General features: G+C 69.8%; 19 protein-coding genes and 1 pseudogene. 9 read left to right on the top strand and 11 right to left on the bottom strand.

The annotated features are described in order from the left end of the window. The first annotated feature begins 99 nt into the window (after positions 1–99). Together ACFSL4_RS14420 and ACFSL4_RS14415 are read left to right on the top strand one after the other, a co-directional pair. Positions 100–399, top strand: coding sequence for a hypothetical protein (locus ACFSL4_RS14420; protein WP_381082444.1), 300 nt, complete (start codon positions 100–102; stop codon positions 397–399). Positions 400–525: 126 nt separating this feature from the next. Then, the gene (locus tag ACFSL4_RS14415) at positions 526–699 is read left to right on the top strand and encodes a hypothetical protein (protein ID WP_381082442.1); all 174 of its coding nucleotides are present in this window, start codon (positions 526–528) and stop codon (positions 697–699) included. On the opposite strand, the gene ACFSL4_RS14410 is transcribed toward ACFSL4_RS14415, so the two are convergent. From ACFSL4_RS14410 to ACFSL4_RS14395, 4 genes are all read right to left on the bottom strand, one after another. Beyond that, positions 674–1,450, bottom strand: a complete 777-nt coding sequence (locus ACFSL4_RS14410) for a succinate dehydrogenase/fumarate reductase iron-sulfur subunit (protein ID WP_381082440.1) — start codon at positions 1,448–1,450, stop codon at positions 674–676. The genes ACFSL4_RS14415 and ACFSL4_RS14410 overlap by 26 nt on opposite strands. Further along, positions 1,447–3,387, bottom strand: coding sequence for a fumarate reductase/succinate dehydrogenase flavoprotein subunit (locus ACFSL4_RS14405; protein WP_381082438.1), 1,941 nt, complete (start codon positions 3,385–3,387; stop codon positions 1,447–1,449). The genes ACFSL4_RS14410 and ACFSL4_RS14405 overlap by 4 nt, the downstream gene beginning before the upstream one ends. Then, positions 3,387–4,223, bottom strand: a complete 837-nt coding sequence (locus ACFSL4_RS14400) for a hypothetical protein (protein ID WP_381082436.1) — start codon at positions 4,221–4,223, stop codon at positions 3,387–3,389. Before ACFSL4_RS14400 ends, ACFSL4_RS14405 begins: the two co-directional genes overlap by 1 nt. A gap of 87 nt (positions 4,224–4,310) precedes the next feature. After that, positions 4,311–4,601: a hypothetical protein gene (locus ACFSL4_RS14395; protein ID WP_381082434.1), complete on the bottom strand. Its 291-nt coding sequence runs from the start codon at positions 4,599–4,601 to the stop codon at positions 4,311–4,313. A gap of 375 nt (positions 4,602–4,976) precedes the next feature. Between ACFSL4_RS14395 and ACFSL4_RS14390 the strand changes: the two genes are divergently transcribed. From ACFSL4_RS14390 to ACFSL4_RS14360, 7 genes are all read left to right on the top strand, one after another. After that, positions 4,977–7,088: an ABC transporter family substrate-binding protein gene (locus ACFSL4_RS14390; protein WP_381082432.1), complete on the top strand. Its 2,112-nt coding sequence runs from the start codon at positions 4,977–4,979 to the stop codon at positions 7,086–7,088. 387 nt (positions 7,089–7,475) lie between these two features. Next, positions 7,476–9,383, top strand: coding sequence for a translational GTPase TypA (typA, locus tag ACFSL4_RS14385; RefSeq protein ID WP_381082494.1), 1,908 nt, complete (start codon positions 7,476–7,478; stop codon positions 9,381–9,383). 622 nt (positions 9,384–10,005) lie between these two features. Continuing rightward, positions 10,006–11,628 (top strand): peptide ABC transporter substrate-binding protein, encoded by a 1,623-nt coding sequence (locus tag ACFSL4_RS14380; RefSeq protein ID WP_381082430.1) that lies wholly within the window; start codon positions 10,006–10,008, stop codon positions 11,626–11,628. Positions 11,629–11,777: 149 nt separating this feature from the next. After that, positions 11,778–12,704: an ABC transporter permease gene (locus tag ACFSL4_RS14375; RefSeq protein ID WP_381082428.1), complete on the top strand. Its 927-nt coding sequence runs from the start codon at positions 11,778–11,780 to the stop codon at positions 12,702–12,704. After that, complete coding sequence (locus ACFSL4_RS14370; RefSeq protein ID WP_381082426.1) at positions 12,697–13,638, top strand: ABC transporter permease; 942 nt, start codon at positions 12,697–12,699, stop codon at positions 13,636–13,638. The genes ACFSL4_RS14375 and ACFSL4_RS14370 overlap by 8 nt, the downstream gene beginning before the upstream one ends. A gap of 11 nt (positions 13,639–13,649) precedes the next feature. Then, entirely contained in the window at positions 13,650–14,711 is a 1,062-nt protein-coding gene (locus ACFSL4_RS14365; RefSeq protein ID WP_381082424.1) for an ABC transporter ATP-binding protein, read from the top strand. Further along, positions 14,704–15,852, top strand: a complete 1,149-nt coding sequence (locus ACFSL4_RS14360) for an ABC transporter ATP-binding protein (RefSeq protein ID WP_381082422.1) — start codon at positions 14,704–14,706, stop codon at positions 15,850–15,852. The genes ACFSL4_RS14365 and ACFSL4_RS14360 overlap by 8 nt, the downstream gene beginning before the upstream one ends. Before the next feature lie 97 nt (positions 15,853–15,949). Here ACFSL4_RS14360 and ACFSL4_RS14355 read toward each other — a convergent pair whose 3' ends face one another. The 7 genes and pseudogenes from ACFSL4_RS14355 to ACFSL4_RS14325 all read right to left on the bottom strand — a co-directional run bounded on the left by ACFSL4_RS14355 (position 15,950) and on the right by ACFSL4_RS14325 (position 23,197). Further along, a complete protein-coding gene (locus ACFSL4_RS14355) occupies positions 15,950–16,930 on the bottom strand; it encodes an oligopeptide/dipeptide ABC transporter ATP-binding protein (RefSeq protein ID WP_381082420.1) in 981 nt (326 codons plus the stop codon). Beyond that, positions 16,927–17,928, bottom strand: coding sequence for an ABC transporter ATP-binding protein (locus ACFSL4_RS14350; RefSeq protein WP_381082418.1), 1,002 nt, complete (start codon positions 17,926–17,928; stop codon positions 16,927–16,929). The genes ACFSL4_RS14355 and ACFSL4_RS14350 overlap by 4 nt, the downstream gene beginning before the upstream one ends. Further along, the gene (locus tag ACFSL4_RS14345) at positions 17,925–18,845 is read right to left on the bottom strand and encodes an ABC transporter permease (protein WP_381082416.1); all 921 of its coding nucleotides are present in this window, start codon (positions 18,843–18,845) and stop codon (positions 17,925–17,927) included. Before ACFSL4_RS14345 ends, ACFSL4_RS14350 begins: the two co-directional genes overlap by 4 nt. Further along, complete coding sequence (locus ACFSL4_RS14340; protein WP_381082414.1) at positions 18,842–19,861, bottom strand: ABC transporter permease; 1,020 nt, start codon at positions 19,859–19,861, stop codon at positions 18,842–18,844. Before ACFSL4_RS14340 ends, ACFSL4_RS14345 begins: the two co-directional genes overlap by 4 nt. Then, complete coding sequence (locus ACFSL4_RS14335; RefSeq protein WP_381082412.1) at positions 19,854–21,716, bottom strand: ABC transporter substrate-binding protein; 1,863 nt, start codon at positions 21,714–21,716, stop codon at positions 19,854–19,856. Before ACFSL4_RS14335 ends, ACFSL4_RS14340 begins: the two co-directional genes overlap by 8 nt. Positions 21,717–22,146: 430 nt before the next feature. Beyond that, positions 22,147–22,416 (bottom strand): annotated as a pseudogene (locus ACFSL4_RS14330) (alpha/beta hydrolase); the annotation flags it as partial. Positions 22,417–22,450: 34 nt separating this feature from the next. Beyond that, positions 22,451–23,197, bottom strand: a complete 747-nt coding sequence (locus tag ACFSL4_RS14325) for a class I SAM-dependent methyltransferase (protein ID WP_381082410.1) — start codon at positions 23,195–23,197, stop codon at positions 22,451–22,453. Positions 23,198–24,013 lie beyond the last annotated feature (816 nt).

Here is a 24,013-nt window from a genome sequence, read left to right as displayed (position 1 = left end):
GTGCGCCCGATACGGCATGTCCGCGGGGTCAGCGGGGGGCGGGCCTGGCCGCGCGCGGACCGCGGTGCCATGATCGGGGTGAGGATCCAAGGGGGGTCGGTGTTTCACGTCGTCTCACTGATCGCCGTGGGGGTCGCCCTGGTGCTCTACGCCGGTGCGGGGGTGCTGGCCATCACGGCCGGCAGGGCCCTGCCGTGGCTGGAGGGGCAGATCGTGCGGCCGCGTCTGTGGGGCTCGGGAGCCCTGCTGAGCTGTGCGGGAGTGGCGCTGTTCCGGTACGGCGACACGGTCCGCGACCTCACGCTCCTCGACGTCGTCTTCGGCGCCGGCATGGTCCTCTTCCTCACCGGCGCGGTGATGCAGTTTTGCGGCCGGCGCCCCGGCCGCACCCCCGTATGACGGCCGCGCGCAGGCCCCTCACCCGAGACGGGCTGGCGCCCTTGGCGCGCGCGGCGCTGGGGGCCGGACGCCGCCTGGAGACGGTCCGGCGGCTGCGCGGCGGCAGCAGGAAGGGCGTCTGCCGCCGTGGCCTGGACGACGGCTGACGGCTCCACCGCCGCCGTCTGCTCTGCGCACGTCTCCTCGGTAGCGGGATTCTTCCGGCTCCTGGAGGGTGACTTCCCGGAGCCGGGGACGATGCGGGCGATCGCCGAGTACAACGTCGGCCGCACGCTCACCCTTCTGCGGAACGCCGCCTGATCTTCGACCCCAGCCACACCAGGGGGTCGTACTTGCGGTCGATCGCCCGTTCCTTCATCGGGATCAGGGCGTTGTCCGTGATCCTGATGCCCTCGGGGCACACGTCGGTGCAGCACTTGGTGATGTTGCAGTAGCCGAGGCCGTGCTCGTCCTGGGCGGTGCGCTTGCGGTCCACGCCCGTCCGGGCCGCCGCGTCCAGGGGGTGCATGTCGAGTTCCGCCACCCGCATCAGGAAGCGCGGGCCCGCGAACACCTTCTTGTTCTCCTCGTGGTCGCGCACGACATGGCAGACGTCCTGGCACAGGAAGCACTCGATGCACTTGCGGAACTCCTGCGAGCGGTCCACGTCCTCCTGCTGCATGCGGTACTCGCCGGGGCCCAGGTCGGCGGGCGGCACGAAGGCCGGGACCGCCCGCGCCTTCTGGTAATTGAAGCCCACGTCCGTCACCAGGTCGCGGATCACCGGGAAGGTGCGCAGCGGCGTCACCGTGACCGTCTCGTCCCGGCCGAACACCGACATCCGCGTCATGCACATCAGCCGCGGCCGCCCGTTGATCTCCGCCGAGCACGAACCGCACTTGCCGGCCTTGCAGTTCCAGCGCACGGCGAGGTCGGGCGCCTGGGTGGCCTGCAGACGGTGGATGATGTCCAGCACCACCTCGCCGTCGTTGACCTCGACCGCGAAGTCCTCCAGGCCGCCGCCGCCCACATCGCCCCGCCACACCTTGAAGCGGGCCTCGTAGCTGCTCACTCGTACAGCTCCTCTTCGGTGAGGTACTTGACCAGCTCCTCCTTCTCGAAGAGGGCGAGCAGGTCGGGGCGGACGGGCGGGGTGGTCTCGCGGGTGAGGCTGATCTGGCCGCGGACCGGGTCGGTCGCCGCCAGGCCGCCCGTGGGGTCGGCGAGCCGGCACAGCAGATTGACGCGTCGCCAGGCGCGGTCCATCGTCGGGTGGTCCTCGCGGGTATGGCCCCCGCGCGACTCCGTGCGCTCCAGCGCGGCCCGTGCCACGCACTCGCTGACCAGCAGCATGTTGCGCAGATCGAGGGCGAGGTGCCAGCCCGGGTTGAACTGCCGGTGCCCCTCGACGCCCGCCTTGCGGGCCCGTACCCGCAGCTGCGCCAGCTTCCTGAGCGCCTGCTCCATCTCCCCCTCGCGGCGGATGATGCCGACCAGGTCGTTCATGGTCTGCTGGAGTTCCTGGTGGAGGGCGTACGGGTTCTCCGGCGGACCCGCGTCCTGCTCGCCGGGCCGCGGCCCCTCCGCCGAGAAGGGGCGCAGGGCCTCCGCCGCCGCCGAGTCGATCTGGCCGTCGTCCACGTGGGGGCGCTCGGCCAGTCCGGTCGCGTACCGGGCGGCGTGCAGTCCCGCGCGCCGCCCGAACACCAGCAGGTCGGACAGTGAGTTGCCGCCGAGCCGGTTGGAGCCGTGCATACCGCCGGCCACCTCTCCGGCCGCGTACAGGCCCTCGACCCCGCGGGCCGCCGCGGTGTCGGAGTCGACCGCGATGCCGCCCATCACGTAGTGGCAGGTGGGTCCGACCTCCATGGCCTCGGCGGTGATGTCGACGTCCGCCAGCTCCTTGAACTGGTGGTACATGGACGGCAGCCGGCGCCGGATGACCTCGGCCGGCATACGCGTCGAGACGTCGAGGAAGACTCCGCCGTGCGGGGAGCCGCGGCCCGCCTTCACCTCGGAGTTGATGGCGCGCGCGACCTCGTCACGGGGGAGCAGCTCGGGCGGGCGCCGGTTGTGGTCCGGGTCGTCGTACCAGCGGTCGCCCTCCTCCTCCGACTCCGCGTACTTCTCCTTGAAGACGTCGGGGACGTAGTCGAACATGAACCGCTTGCCCTCGGAGTTCCTCAGCACCCCGCCGTCGCCGCGCACCGACTCGGTGACGAGGATGCCCTTCACCGACGGCGGCCAGACCATGCCCGTGGGATGGAACTGCACGAACTCCATGTTCAGCAGCGGCGCCCCGGCGAGCAGGGCCAGCGCGTGGCCGTCGCCCGTGTACTCCCATGAGTTCGACGTCACCTTGAAGGACTTGCCGATGCCGCCGGTCGCGATCACCACGGCGGGCGCCTGAAGGACGAAGAAGCGCCCGGACTCGCGTTCGTAGGCGAAGACCCCGCAGACCCGGTCGCCCTGCTTCAGGACCCGGGTTACGGTGCACTCCTGGAAGACCTTCAGCCGTGACTCGTAGTCCCCGGTCTCCTTCTCGTCCTCCTGCTGGAGCGAGACCACCTTCTGCTGGAGCGTGCGGATCAGCTCCAGGCCGGTGCGGTCGCCGACGTGCGCGAGGCGCGGATACTCGTGACCGCCGAAGTTGCGCTGCGAGATGCGCCCGTCCTTCGTACGGTCGAAGAGGGCGCCCCAGGTCTCCAGCTCCCAGACCCGGTCCGGGGCCTCCCGCGCGTGCAGTTCGGCCATCCGCCACTGGTTGAGGAACTTGCCGCCCCGCATGGTGTCGCGGAAGTGCACCTGCCAGGAGTCGTGCGGGTTGACGTTGCCCATCGCCGCCGCGATGCCGCCCTCGGCCATCACCGTGTGCGCCTTGCCGAACAGCGACTTGCAGATCACGGCGGTGCGGGCGCCGCGCTCGCGCGCCTCGACGGCGGCCCGCAGACCGGCACCGCCGGCCCCGACCACGACCACGTCCCACTCCTGCCGGTCGATCACGGACATCAGAAGAACCTCGGATCGTCGAAGGCGCCGGACGCCACCAGGTACACGTAGAGGTCGACCAGGGCCACGCTGAACAGGGAGGCCCAGGCCAGCTGCATGTGGCGGGCGTTCATCCTGCTGATGAGCTGCCACGCCCGGTAGCGCACGGGATGCTTGGAGAAGTGCTTGAGCCTGCCCGCGACGATGTGCCGGCAGGAGTGGCAGGAGAGGGTGTACGCCCAGATCAGCACGATGTTCACCAGGAAGACCACGGTGCCCAGACCCATGTGGCCCCAGCGGTGGTGCTCGTCGCGGAAGGTGAGCACCGTGTCGTAGGTGAGGACGCCCGCCACGAGCAGCGCCGCGTAGAAGAAGTACCGGTGGATGTTCTGCAGGATCAGCGGGAAGCGGGTCTCGCCGGTGTACTTCCCGTGCGGTTCGGCCACCGCGCAGGCCGGCGGCGCCATCCAGAAGCCGCGGTAGTAGGCCTTGCGGTAGTAGTAGCAGGTCAGGCGGAAGCCCAGCGGGAAGATCAGGATGATGATCGCCGGGGAGATCGCCCACCAGCTGCCGAAGAGATCGGCGTTGGGTCCCGCCTGCATGGTCTGGCACCGTGTCGCCAGACAGGGCGAGTAGAACGGTGAGACGTAGGGCGTCGCGTAGTAGTCCGCGTCGGCGAAGGCCCGCCAGGTCGAGTACACGACGAAGGCCAGCAGCCCTGCGACGGTGCCGGCCGGGGCCAGCCACCATCGGTCGGAGCGCAGATGCCGGGCGCCGATCGCGGCGCGCGTACCCGTTCGTACGCCGCCGCGGACGGTATGGGATTCCGTGTCGGGGGGTTCCGTTCCAGTGGCCAACTTGGGACGCACTTTCTTCAGGGGCCCGGTTCGCCTCCGGGGCGCCGGAGTCACCGGCGCGCGCCGTCGGCGCCCGTGCCGGCGGGTTCAGGGGGCGTGGCGGCCCCGGGCGCCGAGACCCTCGTCGTCCGAGTCCGTCCACAGGGTGGTGTCGTACGGGGTGTCGGGGATCGTCACCAGATCGGGCCGCCGGGCCGCGGCGGGCGCGGCCGCGGCTTCGCGCAGCAGCGCCACGCTCTCGCGCAGGTGGTCGGCGTCGGCGCGGACGCGGCGTATGTCGAGCCCGCCGCTTCCCATCTGCTGCTCCAGGCGCCCCACCGACCGGCACAGGTCGTCGAGGCATCGCTGAATTGACGTCAGTTCATCTGACACTGACATGACGTGACCTCACTTCCACGGGTCCCTGGACCCAAGGCGGCGACGTTCATGCGCCTGCGAGTGTTGCGCGTCACACCAGCCTGGGTGAAGGGACGTGCAGGGATTGGCCGATGCGCGCCGGTGCGTGCGGCGTGCGTTTCGGCTTATGCCCCTGGGGACCGCGCCCCCGGCCCGCTCCCAGCCCGCCCCCCCGGCCCGCTCGGGCATTGCTCCGGACGGGTGGGGTTCCCGGGGTCCGCCGCCGTGTCGCTGCATGCTGCCGAAGCCTTTCCTCTTCAGTGGGCCCATACATCTGATCAGCTCCAAATACCCCCAAACCGGATCATAACCCCCGCCCATGCGATGAGCGGCTCCCCGGAGGTAGAGGTAGACGTGATGGCCCACGACGGCGTCGGACCGCGCGCGGCGATGCGCTCGGGCGCGTTCCTCACCGCGGGGATCCTCGCGGTGTCCGCGCTCGCCGCCTGCAGCGCCGACAAGGAGAAGACGAGCAAGCCGCTCGCCGCGCAGGACATCGCCGCGGCCCCCCGCAACCTCGTCGCCGATGGCGGCACCCTGCGCTGGGCCATCGACGCCGTGCCGCAGACCCTGAACACCTTCCAGTCCGACGCGGACGCGGCCACCACCCGCATCGCCGGCGCGGTCCTGCCCTCGATGTTCCGCCTCGACGCGAACGGCCGGCCGCAGCGCGACCCCGACTTCCTCCAGTCCGCGAAGGTCGTCTCGACCGAGCCGAAGCAGGTCGTCGTCTACCGGCTCAACCAGCAGGCCGTCTGGAGCGACGGCCGGGAGGTCGGCGCCGACGACTTCGCCGCCCAGTGGCGCGCCCTGTCGGGCAAGGACAGCGCGTACTGGACCGCCCGCAACGCCGGCTACGACCGCATCGAGAAGATCGAGCGCGGCAGGAACAACCTTGAGGTCAAGGTCACCTTCGGCAAGCCGTACGCCGACTGGAGGTCGCTGTTCTCGCCGCTGTACCCGAAGGACGTCACCGGCACCCCGGACTCCTTCAACGACGGGGCGCGCAGAAACCTCAAGGTCACCGCCGGGCCGTTCGCCCTCAAGGGGGTCGACCACAAGAAGGGCGACGTCACCCTCACCCGCAGTCCGCGCTGGTGGGGCCGGCCCGCCAAGCTCTCCGAGATCGTGCTCGTGGCCGTGCCCCGCGACGAGCGGGCCACGGCCCTCGGGGAGGGCAGGATCGATCTGGCGGACGTCGACCCGGAGGAGGCCGGACGGATCACGCTCGCCGCCCGCGACAAGGGCGCCACCCCTCTGCAGGGCCCCTCCGCCGCCACCGGGGAGGACGGGGAGGGGGGCGCACCGGAGTCCGGGCAGCGGTCCCCCCTGAGCGGCATCGAGATCCGCAAGTCCCTGGAACCCGCCTACACGCAACTCGCTCTGAACGGCTCCCACGGCCCGCTCGCCGACGAGCGGGTGCGCCGGGCCGTGGCCCGCGCCCTGGACCGCACCGAGCTGGCCGGGCTGGTCCTCAAGCCGCTCGGACTGCCCGTGGTGCCGGTCGGCAGCCACCTGGCGCTCTCGGGACAGGACGCGTACCGCGACGGCAGCGGCTCCCTCGGCCGCCAGGACACCGAGCAGGCGCAGGCCCTGCTGGCCGACGCCGGCTGGGAGCGCGGCCGGGCGGTCCAGGAGCAGAAGAAGGCCGCCGGGCCCGAAGGCGGGAAGGCGTCCGGCTCCGAGGCCGGGGACGGCAAGGCGCCCGGGCGCGACGACCCCCAGGGCCACTCGGACAAGCACGGCGGGCAGCACGCCGACGACCGGGTCGGCAAGCACATCGACGGTGAGCTCCCGCGGGAGCACGGCCGGGAGGGAGGGATGCCGGGGGCCTACGCCCCGAAGGGCACCGCCGCTGCGGGCACCCCCGCTGCGGGCGCCGCCGCGGCCGCGACGCTCGTCAAGGACGGCAAGCCGCTGCAGCTGCGGTTCGTGCTGCCGTACGGGCCGGGCTCGGGGCCCTTGCACACCGTCGGCGACCGCATCGCCCGCATGCTGGACAAGGTCGGGATCCGCACGGAGATCACCAAGGTCCCCGACAACGGCTACTTCAAGGACCACATCGCGGCCGGCGACTACGACCTGGCCCTGTACTCGTGGCCCGTGACCCCCTACCCCGCCACGGACGCCCGGCCGATCTACGCCAAGCCGGTCCCCGGTGCGGACGGCTCGCTGAACATCGAGCAGAACTACACCCGGGTCGGCACCGACCAGGTGGACCAGCTCTTCGACCAGGCGATCACCACGCTGGACGACGGCGAGGAGCGGAACCTGCTGCGCAAGGCCGACGCCCGCATCTGGGCCGGCGCGGCCTCGATCCCCCTCTACCAGCGCCCCCAGCTCACGGCCGCCCGCACCACCCTGGCCAACGTCGGCGCGTTCGGCTTCCAGACCCCCGTCTACGAGGACATGGGCTTCCTGAAGAAGGGGGCGCGGCCCGGGCCCGCGGCCAGTCCCACGGCGTCCTAGCCGCTGGGTCCCGGACCAGGGCTGAGCTGCGCCGCGGCGAACCCCGGCGGCGCATTCCGCGTCGTGACCGCGTGACCGCAGGGACGGGGGCGCCGGGCCGGGCTCACGGCCGCAGCTGAGCTGCACCGGGGCGCCCTGGAGGACGCGAGCGGCGGCGTATTCCGCGGCGAGTCCCACGGCGTCGCAGCCGCCCCGCCGTCGGCACCCGGGCCCGGACCGGCACCCGGGCCCCCACCGGGACTGAGCTGCGCCGCAGCGCCCCGGGGAACCCGAACGGCGGCGCACCCGTACCATGGGGTGAGGCCGTGGCATGTTCAGCCCGGCATGGCCCGCGTAACACAGACGTACGCGCAGGCCGTCCTCACCACTCCGGGAGTACGCCACACCATGGCCACGCGCCACGACATCCGCAACGTCGCCATCGTCGCCCACGTCGACCACGGCAAGACGACCATCGTCGACGCCATGCTGAAGCAGGCCGGCGCCTTCGCCGCCCACCAGCTCGACCAGGTCGACGACCGCGTCATGGACTCGAACGACCTGGAGCGTGAGAAGGGCATCACGATCCTCGCCAAGAACACCGCGGTGAAGTACCACCCGAAGGACGGCGGGGAACCGATCACCATCAACATCATCGACACGCCCGGCCACGCCGACTTCGGCGGCGAGGTCGAGCGGGGCCTGTCGATGGTCGACGGCGTCGTCCTGCTCGTCGACGCGTCCGAGGGCCCGCTGCCGCAGACCCGCTTCGTGCTGCGCAAGGCGCTGCAGGCCCGGCTGCCCGTCATCCTGTGCATCAACAAGACGGACCGGCCCGACGCCCGTATCGACGAGGTCGTCAACGAGGCGTACGACCTGTTCCTGGACCTCGACGCCGACGAGGACCAGATCGAGTTCCCGATCGTCTACGCCTGCGGCCGCGACGGCATCGCCTCCCTCACCAAGCCGCAGGACGGCACGGTGCCGGCCGACTCCACCAGCCTGGAGCCGTTCTTCTCCACGATCCTGGAGCACATCCCGGCCCCGGTCTACGACGAGGAGGCCCCGCTCCAGGCACACGTCACCAACCTGGACGCCGACAACTTCCTCGGCCGCATCGCGCTGCTGCGCGTCGAGCAGGGCGAGCTGCGCAAGGGACAGACCGTCGCCTGGATCAAGCGCGACGGGACGACCAGCAACGTTCGCATCAGCGAGCTGATGATGACCGAGGCCCTCACCCGCAAGCCCGCCGAGAAGGCGGGGCCAGGTGACATCTGCGCCGTCGCCGGCATCCCCGAGATCATGATCGGCGAGACCCTGGCCGACCCGGAGAACCCGGTCGCGCTGCCGCTGATCACGGTGGACGAGCCCGCGATCTCCATGGTCATCGGCACCAACACCTCCCCGCTGGTCGGCAAGGGCGGCACCGGCAAGGGCGCCAACGCGAAGGCGACCGTCAAGGACCGCAAGGTCACCGCCCGCCAGGTCAAGGACCGCCTCGACCGCGAGATGATCGGCAATGTCTCCCTGCGGGTCCTGGACAGCGAGCGGCCGGATGCCTGGGAGGTCCAGGGCCGCGGTGAACTGGCCCTGGCCATCCTGGTGGAGACGATGCGCCGCGAGGGGTACGAGCTGACGGTCGGCAAGCCGCAGGTCGTCACCAAGGAGGTCGACGGCAAGGTCCACGAGCCGGTCGAGCGCATGACGATCGACGTGCCCGAGGAACACATGGGCGCGGTCACCCAGCTGATGGGCGTCCGCAAGGGCCGTATGGACAACATGTCCAACCATGGCTCCGGCTGGGTCCGCATGGAGTTCGTGGTGCCCTCGCGCGGTCTCATCGGCTTCCGCACCGAGTTCCTGACCGGCACCCGGGGCACGGGTATCGCCCACTCCATCCACGAGGGCCACGAGCCCTGGTTCGGCCCCCTGCAGACCCGTAGCAACGGCTCGCTGGTGGCCGACCGCTCCGGCACCGTCACGGCGTTTGCGATGACGAATCTCCAGGAGCGCGGCACGCTGTTCGTGGAGCCGGGCACCGAGGTGTACGAGGGCATGATCGTCGGCGAGAACTCCCGCTCCGACGACATGGACGTCAACATCACCAAGGAGAAGAAGCTCACCAACATCCGGTCGGCCACGGCGGACATCGCCGAGTCGATCGTGCCGCCGCGCAAGCTGTCGCTGGAGCAGTCCCTGGAGTTCTGCCGTGACGACGAGTGCGTCGAGGTGACGCCGGAGGCCGTCCGCATCCGCAAGGTCGTCCTCGACCAGCGCGAGCGCGCCCGCGCCGCCAGCCGAGCCAAGCACGCCTGACGCCGAGGCCCAGAACGGTGCCGGGCACTCCGCGTCGCGGAGTGCCCGGTTTTTTTCTGAGCGGCAGACACAGGGAAAACCCTGCATCTCGGCTCAGGAACCGCACAGGATGGCTGACACCCACTACCCTGCTCCCGGCGCGCGTTCCCGTGGTGCCGATGATTCTTGGGACCAACGACCCTGGAACCTGCGGCAGTTGGCCGAAACGGAACGATGCATGCCCGCACGACCCGTGTCGGTGCGGAGGCGCGACGGCACCGCCATGCACGGCGGTTGCCGTTACTGCAACTGATTTTTCATGGCCAGGTGTCCGCAATCCGGAGACCCGAGACCGATACATGTGTAACAAGTCCGTTTCGTAGGGGTCTTTCAGCAAACCCTTTGTCCGGATTTTGGAAGATGTACGTGCGAGGTGTGATCGAACCGAGACCTTATGGGTGTGGTTCGACCTCCGCCGAGTGGCAGATAGTTAGGCGCGTAGAGCTCGGAACAACGGGTCACGCGCTACAGACGGCGCCGACTCACGAGCGTGGGGGCACACGACTCTCTCCGGCGCCGGTGGCGATGGAGTGTCATGTGCGCCCCCTTGCGGTGAACCTTTGGACTCATGAGGAGGAGCCCCATGCGTGGTGCCAAGAGCGCCAAGTGGGTTGCGGTGGCTGCGATTGTGGCGCTGGGCGCGACGGCTTGTGGCGGTGGCGGCAGCGACAGCAGTTCAGGCAAGGGCAACGGCAACGGCATTGTGGCTGTCGAGATCGGCGAGCCGCAGAACAGCCTGGTTCCCACCAACACGTACGAGACCGAGGGCGGTCAGGTCATCAACGCCCTCTTCACGGGGCTGACCAGGCTTGACGCCGACAACAAGGTCGTCGACGCCATGGCCCAGTCGATCGAGACCAAGGACAGCAAGGTCTGGACGATCAAGCTGAAGCCCGGCTACACCTTCCACAACGGCGAGAAGGTCACCGCCCAGTCGTTCATCGACGCCTGGAACTACGGCGCCAACCAGACCAACGCTCAGGAGACCAACCCGCTGTTCAGCCACATCCAGGGCTACAGCGATCTGAACCCGGGTGAGGGCAAGAAGCCGACGACCGACAAGATGTCGGGCCTCAAGGCCATCGACGACAACACCCTCCAGGTGACCCTGAACGCCCCGTTCGCGGCGTTCCAGTCGCAGCTGTCCTTCACGGCTTTCGTGCCGCTGCCCAAGGCCTTCTTCAAGGACCCGAAGGGCTTCGGCGAGGCCCCGATCGGCAACGGTCCCTTCATGATGAAGGGCAAGTTCAAGCACAACGAGGAAATCAGCACCACGAAGTACGACAAGTACCCGGATGCCTCGAAGATCGAGGTCAAGGGAGTCGACTTCAAGATCTACTCCAACGTGGACACGGCCTACAAGGACCTCGTCGCCGGCAACCTCGACAGCCTGCTGACCATCCCGAACTCGGGTCTGCCGACCTACAAGAAGGACCTGGCGGGCCGCACGATCGACGAGGCCGACTCCGGTGTCGGCTACATCGGCTTCCCGATCAAGTACAACAAGGCCTTCCAGAGCGCGGACCTGCGCAAGGCCATCTCCATGTCGATCGACCGCAAGGCGATCGCGGACAAGATCTTCCTCGGGGCCCGTACGCCCGCGGACGACTTCATCAGCCCGATCATCGACGGCTACCGCAAGGGCGCGTGCGGTGACGGCTGCACCCTGAACCCGGCCAAGGCCAAGGAGCTCTACAAGCAGAGCGGCGGCCTGCCCGGCAACCAGCTGGAGATCGGCTACAACGCCGACGGTGGTCACAAGGAGTGGGTCACCGCGGTGGCCAACCAGATCCAGCAGAACCTGGGTATCAAGGTGACGGCCAAGCCGTTCGAGCAGTTCCAGACCATCCTGAACGACCTGGACGCGAAGAAGTACAAGGGCGCGTTCCGTATGGGTTGGCAGATGGACTACCCGGACATGGAGAACTACCTCCGTCCGATCTTCTCGAAGGACGCCATCACCAACGGCTCCAACTACGCCGGTTACGTCAACGAAAACTTCGACAAGCTCCTCGACGAGGCCGACAAGGCCCCGTCGCACGAGCAGGCCGTGCAGACGTACCAGAAGGCCGACGACATCCTCCTCAACGAGATGCCGTACATCCCGGTGTACTTCTACACGCTGAACGCCGGCTACAGCGACAAGATCAAGTCCATGAAGATCGCCGGCCACCAGATCCTGTGGGACACGGTCAAGCTCAGCTGATCCGGATCTGAGACAGTCCCGACACAGCGGACGAGGGTGAGCAGGGGGCAGACGGAAGCCTTCCCCCGCTCACCCCTTCTGCCGTCTCCCGTCCGATCGTGCCACCGTCCCGGCCGCGGGCGGGTCGAGCACCCCCCTCTGGAGTACCCATGGGCCGATACGTCGTGCGCCGCCTCCTGCAGGTGATCCCTGTGGTGATAGGCGTCACGTTCATCATCTTCTGCCTGGTCTTCGCGCTGCCTGGCGACCCGATCCAGGCATTGGCCGGCGAGAAGCGCGCCGATCCCAACATCGCGGCGATCCTCCGCGCGCACTACCACCTCAACGAGCCGCTGTACCAGCAGTACTGGCACTACATCAGTGGCGTCTTCACCGGCGACCTCGGTGAGACGTACACCGGCCGTCCCATCTCCGAAATCGTCTCCGAACGGTTCCCGGTCACCCTCAAGCTGGGTCTGACCGCCTTCGCGATCGAGGCGGTCATCGGCATCCTGGCGGGCATTCTCTCCGCGCTGAAGAAGGGCAAGTTCCTCGACAACGTGGTGCTGGTCGCCACCCTCGTGCTGATCTCCGTCCCGGTGTTCGTGCTCGGCAGCGTGCTCCAGCTCGAGTTCGGAGTGAACCTCAAGATCACGCCGGTCGCCGGTATCGGACACGGCTGGCCGCAGAGCTACATCCTCCCGGCCGTCGTGCTCGCCTCGGTCTCGATGGCCTACATCGCGCGCCTGGTCCGCACCAGCATGGTGGAGTCCATGCGCGCCGACTACGTCCGTACCGCAGTGGCCAAGGGCCTGCCCACGCGGCGCGTCATCGGCCTGCACGCGATGCGCAACTCCCTGATCCCGGTCGTCACCTTCCTGGGCTTCGACCTCGGCGCCCTCATGGGCGGCGCGATCATCACCGAGCGAGTGTTCAACATGCCCGGCCTCGGCGGTCAGCTGGCGCAGTCGGTCTATCTGCGCGAGCGGCCCGTCGTGGTCGGTCTGGTGACCCTGCTGGTACTGATCTACCTGGCCGCCAATCTCCTCGTAGACCTGCTGTACGCCGTGCTCGACCCGAGGATCCGGTATGAGTGAGAAGACGATAGAGAAGCCGACGCCCAACGACGCCATGACGATGGAGCGTGAGGCCGAGGCCGAGGAGCGGGCCGCCGCACGTCAGGCGAGCCTGCTCAAGGACGGCTGGGCGGAATTGCGCAAGAGGCCGATGTTCATCACGTCGGCCGCCGTCATCGTGCTTCTGCTCCTCCTGGCGATCGCGCCCAGTCTGTTCACGGCGCGCTCGCCGTTCACGGACGGCTTCTGCCAACTGACCAACTCCATGGACCCGCCGTCGTCCGGCCACCTGTTCGGCTACGACGTCCAGGGCTGCGACATCTACACGCGGACCGTGTGGGGCGCCCGCAACTCGATCGTCGTCGGCGTGGTGACCACCATCGGCACCACTCTGCTCGGCGGACTGCTGGGCATGCTGGCCGGTCTGGTCGGCGGCTGGATCGACGCGGTGCTTTCCCGGATCACCGAGGTGTTCTCCGCGCTGCCGATCATCATCGGCGGCCTGCTGATCATGTCGATCTTCCGTACGGGCGACGTATGGACGGTGTCGTTCGTGATGACGACCCTCGGCTGGCCGCAGGTCTTCCGGATCATGCGCGGCGAGGTCATCTCGAACAAGTACCACGACTACGTGCTGGCCGCCCGCGCGCTCGGCGCGGACTCGTGGCGGATTGCGTTCCGGCACATCCTGCCGAACACGCTGGCCCCCGTCATCGTCATCACCACGATGAACCTCGGCGTCTACATCGCCGCCGAGGCCGCCCTGTCCTACCTGGGCATCGGCATCCAGCCCCCGAACATCTCCTGGGGCCTGATGATCAGTGACGCCCAGGACCGGTTCCTGACCTCGCCGCACGCGCTGCTCTTCCCGGCCGGTGCCCTGAGTATCACGGTGCTGGCGTTCATCATGCTCGGCGACGTGGTCCGCGACGCCTTCGACCCCAAGATGCGCTGAGGGAGGCGTACGTGACCATCATCGACCCGACAGACGCCGTCCCGGCTCCGCGATCCGGCGACGGCGAGAAGAACAGCCCGCTGCTCGAAGTGCGCGACCTGCACGTGGAGTTCCAGACCCGCGAGGGCCTGGTGAAGGCCGTCAACGGCGTCAACTACTCGGTGGACTCCGGGGAGACGCTCGCCGTGCTGGGCGAATCCGGTTCTGGCAAGTCCGTGACGGCACAGGCGATCATGGGCATTCTCGACATGCCCCCGGCCCGCATCCCCAAGGGAGAGATCCGCTTCTACGGCCAGGACATGCTCACGATGTCCGCTGATGAGCGGCGCAAGCTCCGCGGTGCCCGCGTCGCGATGATCTTCCAGGATGCGCTGTCCGCGCTCAATCCCGTGCTCAGCGTGGGCTTCCAGCTCGGTGAGATGTTCCGCGTCCACCAGGGGCTGTCCCGCAAGGAGGCCAAGGCCAAGTCCATCGAGCTCATGGACCGGGTGAAGATCCCGGCCGCGGCGGCCCGCGTGAACGACTACCCGCACCAGTTCTCGGGCGGTATGCGGCAGCGGATCATGATCGCCATGGCGCTCGCCCTGGAGCCGGACCTCATCATCGCGGACGAGCCGACCACGGCCCTCGACGTGACCGTCCAGGCGCAGGTCATGGATCTGCTCGCGGAACTCCAGCGCGAGTACCGGATGGGTCTGATCCTCATCACCCACGACCTCGGTGTGGTGGCGGACGTCGCCGACAAGATCGCGGTGATGTACGCGGGCCGCATCGTGGAGACGGCCCCCGTACACGAGCTGTACAAGCGCCCGGCCCACCCCTACACCCGCGGCCTTCTCGACTCGATCCCGCGCCTGGACCAGAAGGGCCAGGACCTCTACGCGATCAAGGGCCTGCCGCCCAACCTGCTGAAGGTGCCCGCCGGCTGCGCCTTCAACCCGCGGTGCGAGAAGGCGCAGGATGTCTGCCGTACCGAGCTTCCGCCGCTGGTCCCCGTGACCGAGCAGGACGGAACGGAACTGCCGGGCCGCGCCAGCGCGTGCCACTTCTGGAAGGAGACGATCCATGGCTGATCCGACCAAGGCCGCCGAGCCCACGGACGCGATGCCGAACGTCTCCGAGGCGGAGGCCGCCGACGTGCACTCCGAGGAGGAGGCCGTCACCGCGCTGGAGGCGCACGTCGACCGGGGCGAGCCGATCCTGCAGGTGCGCGACCTGGTCAAGCACTTCCCGCTCACCCGGGGAATCGTCGTCAAACGCCAGATCGGCGCGGTGAAGGCCGTCGACGGAATCTCGTTCGACCTCTACCAGGGCGAGACCCTGGGCATCGTGGGCGAGTCCGGCTGCGGCAAGTCCACGGTCGCCAAGCTGCTGATGAACCTGGAGCGGGCGACGGCCGGAGAGATCTTCTACAAGGGCCAGGACATAACCAAGCTGTCCGGCAGGGCCCTCAAGGCGGTCCGGCGCAACATCCAGATGATCTTCCAGGACCCGTACACATCGCTCAACCCCCGCATGACGGTGGGCGACATCATCGGGGAGCCGTTCGAGATCCACCCGGAGGTGGCGCCGAAAGGCGACCGGCGCAAGCGGGTCCAGGAACTGCTGGACGTCGTCGGCCTCAACCCCGAGTACATCAACCGCTATCCGCACCAGTTCTCGGGTGGTCAGCGCCAGCGCATCGGCATCGCCCGCGGTCTGGCGCTCAACCCCGAGGTCATCATCTGCGACGAGCCGGTCTCCGCTCTGGACGTGTCGGTCCAGGCGCAGGTCATCAACCTGATGGAGCGCCTGCAGGACGAGTTCACCCTCTCCTACATCTTCATCGCGCACGACCTGTCGATCGTCCGGCACATCTCGGACCGCGTCGGCGTGATGTACCTCGGCAGGATGGCCGAGATCGGTACCGGCGAGCAGATCTACGACCACCCGACGCACCCCTACACCCAGGCGCTGCTGTCGGCGGTCCCCGTGCCGGACCCGGAGGCCCGTGAGCACCGCGAGCGGATCATCCTCACCGGCGACGTGCCGTCCCCGGCCAACCCGCCGTCCGGCTGCCGCTTCCGCACCCGCTGCTGGAAGGCGCAGGACAAGTGCGCCGCAGAGGTTCCGCTCCTGGCGATCCCCGAGCGGTTCAGGGACACGGACTCCCCGGCGGCACATGAGTCGGCGTGCCACTTCGCCGAGGAGAAGGACGTCGTGCACGCGGTGTGACGGTCCCCCGCCCTGCCCGGTTCCCGGCCCCTCGTGGAGGCGCCGGGAACAGGCTTTTCCCCACCCCGGCTCCAAGACTTTCCGGCGCCGCAGGACATCACACAGTGACCCGTGCCCAATGGCAGGCCACCTGCGCCCCGCCGCTGTCGCTCAGGACCTCCGGGTCCTGCGTCCGGCACGCCTCCGCCACGCCCGCCCGTTCCGCCTCGCCCTGCACCAGGAGCCGGCAGCGGGGGTGGAAGCGGCAGCCGGAGGGGATGCGGGAGGGGTCCGGGGGCTCGCCGGCCAGGACCACCGGATCGTCCCGCGACTCAGGGAGGACCGACAGCAGGGCCCGGGTGTACGGGTGCCGGGGGGCCGTCAGGACCTGTTCGACGTCTCCCGTCTCCACGATCCGGCCCAGGTACATCACCGCGACCCGGTCGGCGATGTTCCACGCCAGGCCCAGATCGTGCGTCACCACCAGGGCGGACAGCTCCAGTTCGTCGCGCAGGCGAAGCAGCAGGGCCAGGATCTCGCCGCGCACGGAGGCGTCGAGCGAGGCCACCGGTTCGTCGGCGACGATCAGCTCCGGTTCCAGGACCAGCGCCCCCGCGATGACCACGCGCTGGCGCTGGCCTCCGGACAGCTCGTGCGGGAAGCGCGGGAAGAAGCGTTCCACAGGCCGCAGCCCCGCCCTGGAGAGGGCCTGGGACACCGCCGCCCGTTCGTCTCCGCCGTACCGGTGGATCCGCAGCCCCTCCGCCACCGCGTCGTACACCGTGTGCCGGGGGTTCAGCGATCCGCTCGGATCCTGGAGCACCAGCTGGACCCGTCGGCGATACGCCTTCAGGGCCCGGGAGGAGTAGTCCAGCGGCCGGCCCGCGAAGCCGACGCTCCCGGAAGTCGGCGGCACCAGGCCGAGCAGAGCGCGCGCCAGTGTCGTCTTGCCGCAGCCCGACTCGCCGACCAGTGCCACGATCTCCCCGGGGCGGATGCCCAGTTCGACGCCGTCCACGGCCCGGGTCGGCGCGGCGCCGTGCCTCCCGGGGAAGACCACCTCGAGTCCCGTCGCGCTCAGCAGAGGAGAGGTCGTCATGGCGTGGTCCTCACCTCCTCCGCCGCTACGGCGGCATCGGTGGCGGCCGGCGGCGACACATGCACGCAGGCCGCCCGGCGCCCCGGGCCGACGTCCCGCAGCGGCTGGTCGTGGGTGGCGCATCCGTCCAGGGCCGCCGGGCAGCGCGGGTGGAAGGCGCAGCCGGACGGCAGGGCGGACGGGTCGGGCGGGTCGCCCGCCAGGCCACGCGGGGCGTACCGGGAGGCCGGGTCGCCGATCCGGGGAAACGCGGCGGACAGGGCCGCGGCGTACGGGTGCCGGGCGTCCTCGTGGACCTGCCGGGCGGGGCCCTCCTCGACCACCCGGCCCGCGTACATCACCGCGAGCCGGTCGCAGGTCTGGGCGAGGACCGCCAGATCGTGGCTGATCAGGATCAGGCCCACGTCCTCGTCTGCGACGAGCTGCCCGATCAGCCGCAGAATCTGCGCCTGGATCATCACGTCGAGGGCCGTCGTCGGCTCGTCGGCGATGATCAGCCGCGGATCGCAGGCCAGCGCCATGGCGATCATGACGCGCTGACGCTGCCCGCCGGAGAGCTCGTGCGGATATGCGCCGGCCCGCGCGGCCGGCAGGCCCACCCGCTCCAGCAGCTCACCGGCCCTCCTCTTCGCCTCGGCCGCCGTTGCCCCGCGGTGCAGCAGGATCGGCTCGGCGATCTGGTCGCCGACGCGGTGCACGGGGTTGAGGGAGTGCATCGCCCCCTGGAAGACCACGGAGGCTTGCGCCCAGCGGACCGCCCGTATCCGCCCCCACCGCATCGTCAGCACGTCCTCGCCGTTCAGCAGGACCTGTCCGCCGACCCGGGTACCCGCCGGCAGCAGCCTGAGCAGCGCGAGCGCCAGCGAGGACTTCCCACAGCCGGACTCGCCGGCGAGACCGAGCTTTTCTCCCGCCTCCAGGACGAGGTCCACGCCCCGCACGGCGGCCGCCCCGTCCGTGTAGGTCACCTCGAGGTCCCGGACCTCCAGCAGTGTCAACGAGCCACCCCCAGCCTGGGGTTGAGGACGGATTCCACCGCGCGCCCGCACAGCGTGAAGGCGAGGGCGACGGCGGCGATCGCGATGCCCGGCGGGACCAGGTACCACCAGTCGCCGGAGCTGATCGCTCCCGCCTCGCGCGCGTCCTGGAGCAGGCCACCCCAGGACACGACCGTCGGATCGCCCATGCCGAGGAAGGCCAGCGTCGCCTCGGCGAGGATGGAGGAGGAGATCATCAGGGTCGTCTGCGCCAGCACCAGGGGCATCACATTGGGCAGCACGTGCCGCAGCATGATGTGCCCGTGGCCGCCGCCGAGCGCCCGCGCGCGCTCGATGTAGGGCCGTGACTCCACCGCCAGGGTCTGCGCCCGCACCAGCCGGGCCGTGGTCGGCCAGGACGTCACGCCGATCGCCACGACGACCGTGCCGAGGGAGCGGGACATGACGGTGGCGAGCGCGATGGCGAGCACCAGCGTCGGCATCACCAGGAACCAGTCCGTGATCCGCATCATCACGGTGCCGTACGGGCCCCGGAAGTGCCCGGTGGTGATCCCGACCAGCGCGCCGATCGCCACGGACAGCACCGCCGCGAGCAGCCCGACCAGCAGCGAGACCCGCGAGCCCCAGACCACCAGGCCCAGCAGATCGCGCCCGAACCGGTCGGTGCCCAGCGGGAACGCAGCGCTCGGATGCTCCAGCGGCCGTCCCGGCGCGCCGGTCACGCCGGCGACACCGGAGCCCACGGTCAGCGGCGCGGTGAGCGCCACGAGGATGAACAGGACGAGGACGGCCAGGCCCACGAGTCCGGCACGGTGCGTGCGGTACCGCGCCCAGAACCGGGCGGCGGAGAGGCGGCGCTGCCGGGCGAGCACCCGCGAGCCCGCCTCTGCGGCCGGGGGGACGGCTTCGCCCGTCATCGGGCCACCCGGGGGTCGAGCAGCGGATACACCAGGTCGGCCAGCGTGTTCATCAGGATCACCGCCGCGGCGAAGACGAAGAACAGCCCTTGCACCAGGGGAAGGTCGGGCACGCTCAGCGCCTGGTAGAAGAGCCCGCCGAGGCCCGGCCAGGAGAACACGGTCTCGACGAGGATGACCCCCGCCACCGTCCGGCCGAGGTTGACGAAGACCAGCGTCACGGTCGGCAGCAGCGCGTTCGGCACGGCGTGTCTGCGCCGGACCAGATCGTCCCTGAGGCCCTTGGCTCGTGCGGTGGTCAGATAGTCGCTGCCCATCTCGTCGAGCAGCGCCGAACGGGTCACCAGCAGCGTCTGCCCGTACTCGACCGCGACCAGCGTGGCCACCGGCAGGACCAGGTGGTGGGCGACGTCCACGACGTACGCGAAGCCCTCCTTGCCGCCCGACTCCATGCCGCCTGTCGGGAACAGGCCCGGGACCGGGCCCGCGCCCACCGAGAACACGATGATGAGCAGCAGGCCCAGCCAGAACGACGGGATCGAGTACAGGGTCAGCGCCAGGCCGGTGTTCAGCCGGTCGCCGAGCCGCCCGTGGCGCCAGGCCGCGCGGGTGCCGAGGACCATGCCGAGAGCCGTGTAGAGGACGAACGCGGTGACGGTCAGCAGCAGAGTGTTCGGCAGCGCCTCGGTGATCTTGTCGATGACCGGCTCCCGGAACTGGTACGACGTGCCGAGGTCTCCCGTGAGCGACTTGCGGCAGTAGTCCGTGAACTGCTCCCACACCGGCAGATTCAGGCCGAACTCCCTGCGGTACGCGGTCAGTTGCTCCGCCGACACCGGACGGCCGCCCGTCATGAACTTCACCGGGTCGCCGGGGATCAGCCGGAACAGGAAGAAACTGGTCACGAGCACGGCGAGCAGCGAGAAGACCGCGCCTGCGGCCTTGCCCGCCGCGTACCGCAGGTAGGCGGTCCCGGTCCGGGCCCGCGGGGCCCCGGCCGCCGCGAAGCTACTCACGGTCCTCGGCGGTCGCCCGGCGCCGCAGGGCGGCGAACAGCCCAGCGCCCGCGAGGATCACGGCGCCCGCGACGATGCCGGCGACGACCCCGGCGGACGAGGAACCGCCCGAGGAGCCACCTGAGTCCGCCGGAACGGCGGACCACCAGCTCCAGTATCCGTCCTGGCCGTAGATGTTGCCCGCCTTCTCCGGCATGATGGTGATCGACCTGATCTGGTCCGTGCGGTACGTCTCGACCGCGTTCGGGTACGCCATGACGTTCATGTACCCGAGGTCGTACAGCCGCGATTCCATCTGCTTGACGATGTCCGCCCGTTTGGCGGGGTCGTACTCCGCGAGCTGCCGCGCGTAGAGCGCGTCGTACTGCTTGTCGCAGATGAAGTCGTCGGTCGCGCCCGTGGCCTTCGGGGTCGCCGGGAGCGCCGCGCAGGTGTGGATGGAGAGGACGAAGTCCGGGTCGGGGTTGACGGACCAGCCGTCGAATGCGAGGTCGTACTTTCCGGCGAGCCAGGGGTCGGTCACGTTGTCCCGGCAGTCGAGCGTTATCCCGATCCCGAGCTTGCCCCACCACTCCCTGAGGTACTGGCCGATCGCCTTGTCGTTCGGGTCGGTGGCGTGGCAGAGGATGCGGTAGGTGATCGGCTTGCCGTCCTTGCCGATCCGTTTGCCGTCGCCGTTCTTCCTGTAGCCCGCCTCGTCGAGGAGCCGGGCGGCCTTGGCGGGGTCATAGGCGAGTTCCTGGCCCGCCGACGGTTTCCAGAAGTAGGTCGAGAAGCGCGGCGGGATGTACCCCGCGCCCTGGACGGCGTGGCCTTGGAAGACCTTGTCGAGGAGGGCCGTGCGGTCGACCGCCATGAACAGCGCGTGCCGCACCCGCACGTCCAGGAGGGAGGGGTGTCCGTCGCCGAACTTCTCGTTGTTCCTGGCCCGCGCGCCGGGGTTGGTGGCCAGCGCGTAGAAGCGCCGGCCCGGCGCGTCGTTCACCTTGATGTTCTGCTGGTTCTTGAGCGCGTTCGCCTGGGCGGGCGTCAGGCCGCTGACGAAGGAGACCTCGCCCTTCTGCAGGGCCGCGACCGCCGCGTCACCGTCCTTGTAGTACTTGAAGACCAGCTCGTCGAACCGGGGAGCCCCGCGCCAGAAGCTCTTGTTCGGCTTGAGGCGCACATAGCTGTCGGGCTTGTAGTCGGTGAGGACGAACGGTCCGTTGCCGACGACGGGGAAGTCCCTGTCGTTGGTGAACTTCGAGATGTCCTTGACCTTCTCCCAGATGTGCTCGGGCACGATGGGCACGTCGAGCGCGGTCATCGTGGCCTGCGGCCTCTTCAGTTCGATGACCAGCTCGGTGGGGCTTGGAGCGGTGACTTTCCTGAAGTTGCTGACGAAGCTGCCGTTGGCGGTGGCGGCGCCCTCGTCGGTCATCATCTTGTTGAACGTCCAGGCCGCGTCCTCCGCGGTGGCCTGCCGGCCGTCCGACCACCTGGAATCGGAACGTATGGTGTACGTCCAGGTCAGTTTGTCCGGTGAGGACTTCCACGTGGTGGCCAGACCGGGGACGACGTGGGCGTCCTTGGGGTCGTAGTTGGTCAGGTACTCGTACATCAGCCGGTGGATGCTCGTACTGACCAGGCGGGTGGCGAGGAACGGGTTCAGCGAGTCGACGCTCTGGGCGACGGCGACGGTGAGGACCGTCTTCTCCTTCGCCGCGGCCTGCTGGGGCGTGGGATTGAGCGGCGATGCGAGAGCAGCCACGAGCGTCAGGGAGGCGGCACTCGCGGCGGCCAGTAACCGGACTGTACTGAAGCGCGGGCTGTCCGGGCAGGAGCGCCCTCTGACATGCTGCTCTGGCGTGCTCATCGATCGTGACCTCGCGTCATCACTCGCACCATGGATGGCTTGTCGCACTGCCTGACCGGCTCGGGCCGGGTGTCGTCAGCGGGGGTTGATGGGTGTGTCTATCAGCGCCGATCTGCGCGCGTCAACCATGTGTGTACCCCATGTGGCCTGCGAAAATGCCGAGTTGACGCCAGGTGGGGCAGTCATTGGTCCACGCCTGTGAAGCCAGCCTGGTGGAGGCCTGACGGCGATCGTCCGGATGCATCGGCCGGGGCGGAAAACCACGGCGCCCCGCCGGACCGAGTCCAGCGGGGCCGAGGAGAGAACCGATACCCTCCCGTGTGTACCGGTCCCCTCGCGGGTCAGGGCGATGTCACATCCCGTGATGCGGCGTCACCCGTACTGGATTTTCCACAGGTTGTTGTTGCGCTTGACCGGCGCCACGACGCCGCTCGCCCGCGGTCCTCGCCTTGTGCAACGCGGAGATCTCCCGCTCGTCATGTGCCGTGCGCGGTCGGTCGCCGTGACCAGGCGCACCCATGACGGCGGCGTGGAAACCGCAGCCGGCTACGAGGGATTGTGCGCGGCCCGCCATCGCCGGCGCGTCCTTGTGCGTACCACCACCGTGCCCCATCAGCACCAGCGGGGCACGGTCGGAGCCGGAAGCCGGCGACCAGAGCGTCCCGGGGATCTCACCTACGGTGAAGTCGCGTTCGGCCATGCCGTCCGATGACGACTCGGCATCCGGATGGTCTTCAGGCTCTACGGGCCGGGCCGGCCACGGTGATGATCTCGGGGCTCGTGGGGGTGAGCGGCCCTCGCCCCCAGTCCCCGTACTGCTCGACGACCGCGAGCCCGGCCCCGGCCAGGACCCGGGACAGACCCTCGGGCCCGAGGAACCGCAGAGTGCTGCGGCTGACCCGGGGGCGCTCCCAGCCGGTGCCGTCGAAGGTCTCGGTGAACGTCACCCGGTCCCCGCGCACCGGCGTCTCGACCTCGTGCCGGACCCGTACGACGCCGCCGTCGCCGCACGGCACCTCGCGCACCCGGTCCGGGGTCCACGCCTCCCAGGCGCGGGCGGCCGGGTTCCGGGTCTCGAAGACGAACCGCCCGCCGTCGGCGAGGGCCTCGTGCACGGCCCCCAGGCACACCCGTAACTCCTCGTCGCCGACGAGCGCCTGAAAGGCGTGCCCGGTCATCACGACCAGATCGAAGGCGTCCTGCCAGCGCCGGGAGCGCAGATCGCCGAGCACCCACTCGACCTCGGGGGCGCGGCGCCGTGCCTGCACGAGCATCGCGGCGGCGGGATCGAGCCCGCACAGCCGCCCGTCGTGCCCCTTCTCCCGGGCCCGTGCCAGCAGCGCGCCGGTACCGCACCCGATGTCCAGCACGCTCCGCGCGGACATCACGAGCGCCAGGTAGAAGTCGTCGCCCGGACCCCATGGATTGAGGCTGTCGTACAGCCCGGCGAGGGCGGCATCGGTGAACGCGCGGTCGGCCATCGAGGCAGTGTTTCACGTCCGTCCCGCGCCCGACCCGGGATGGGGCGGACTGTACCGGGACTTTGTCGAAGGCGGTGACTCGGCGGCGTCGCGGGCCGGTCGGGTCCGCGGCCGGTGTCCCCGGTGGCGTACCCGACGGCGTCTGCTCGGCGGGCGGGCGGGCGAGCGGTCCGGGACGGGCTCCGCACCGGGCGGGGACGCCGCGTACGCGCGGCGCCTCGCGCGCACCCTGAACGCGCCCGTGGACCACTTCGAGCTCCTCGGCTCGGCGGCGTCGTGACGGCGGCCGGGCGCGTCTGCCGGGCCTGCGACGAGCCGATCACCGATCCGGCGGATGCGGTGCTGTCGGGCATCGGGCCGGCCACGGCGGCCCGGGCCGGGACGTATGGGCCCACCGCGCGCACGTCCGCCGAGCCGCCGGGCCGGACCCGGCGTACGTCCGCGTCACGGCCCGCGTCCTGATCGCGCGGGCCCTCCGGCCGGAGAGCTGACCGGCCGCCCGCCCCGGCGTGCAGGGGCCCCGGGGCGACCACCGGGTCAGGGCCGCAAGCAGGACCCGCGTCCTGCGGTCTCCGTAAGAGCCGGTGAAGCGGCCGTGCCCCTCCCGTCCGCTCCGCCGTGGGAGACGAGAGGGGCTTCCTCGCGCTCTGGGCATCGGCATGCCTGCCATCCGAATGACACGCCCCTCTGACGGTGAGTATGAATGCGCGTTATGTCTGTAATGCGCCGATATTGGCCGGTAGTGGACAGCGACAGCGCCCGGCGCCGGAGGCCGGCGCACCCGGAGGAGGCACCGCATGCGTGGAGCCAGGCACG

Origin of the sequence: Streptomyces caeni, from assembly GCF_042678285.1 — a bacterium.
In the GTDB taxonomy this organism is placed as follows: domain Bacteria; phylum Actinomycetota; class Actinomycetes; order Streptomycetales; family Streptomycetaceae; genus Streptomyces; species Streptomyces caeni.
The sequence above is the reverse complement of the archived record's forward strand: the minus strand, read 5'-3'. Positions and strand labels throughout refer to the sequence as shown.

What these genes read in the sequence shown, in the direction of transcription:
- ACFSL4_RS14405 (WP_381082438.1), bottom strand. Translation starts at nt 3,387, where the DNA reads ATGTCCGTGATCGACCGGCAGGAGTGGGACGTGGTCGTGGTCGGGGCC.
- ACFSL4_RS14395 (WP_381082434.1), bottom strand. Translation starts at nt 4,601, where the DNA reads ATGTCAGTGTCAGATGAACTGACGTCAATTCAGCGATGCCTCGACGAC.
- ACFSL4_RS14390 (WP_381082432.1), top strand. Translation starts at nt 4,977, where the DNA reads ATGGCCCACGACGGCGTCGGACCGCGCGCGGCGATGCGCTCGGGCGCG.
- typA (WP_381082494.1), top strand. Translation starts at nt 7,476, where the DNA reads ATGGCCACGCGCCACGACATCCGCAACGTCGCCATCGTCGCCCACGTC.
- ACFSL4_RS14380 (WP_381082430.1), top strand. Translation starts at nt 10,006, where the DNA reads ATGCGTGGTGCCAAGAGCGCCAAGTGGGTTGCGGTGGCTGCGATTGTG.
- ACFSL4_RS14375 (WP_381082428.1), top strand. Translation starts at nt 11,778, where the DNA reads ATGGGCCGATACGTCGTGCGCCGCCTCCTGCAGGTGATCCCTGTGGTG.
- ACFSL4_RS14370 (WP_381082426.1), top strand. Translation starts at nt 12,697, where the DNA reads ATGAGTGAGAAGACGATAGAGAAGCCGACGCCCAACGACGCCATGACG.
- ACFSL4_RS14360 (WP_381082422.1), top strand. Translation starts at nt 14,704, where the DNA reads ATGGCTGATCCGACCAAGGCCGCCGAGCCCACGGACGCGATGCCGAAC.
- ACFSL4_RS14355 (WP_381082420.1), bottom strand. Translation starts at nt 16,930, where the DNA reads ATGACGACCTCTCCTCTGCTGAGCGCGACGGGACTCGAGGTGGTCTTC.
- ACFSL4_RS14345 (WP_381082416.1), bottom strand. Translation starts at nt 18,845, where the DNA reads ATGACGGGCGAAGCCGTCCCCCCGGCCGCAGAGGCGGGCTCGCGGGTG.
- ACFSL4_RS14335 (WP_381082412.1), bottom strand. Translation starts at nt 21,716, where the DNA reads ATGAGCACGCCAGAGCAGCATGTCAGAGGGCGCTCCTGCCCGGACAGC.
- ACFSL4_RS14325 (WP_381082410.1), bottom strand. Translation starts at nt 23,197, where the DNA reads ATGGCCGACCGCGCGTTCACCGATGCCGCCCTCGCCGGGCTGTACGAC.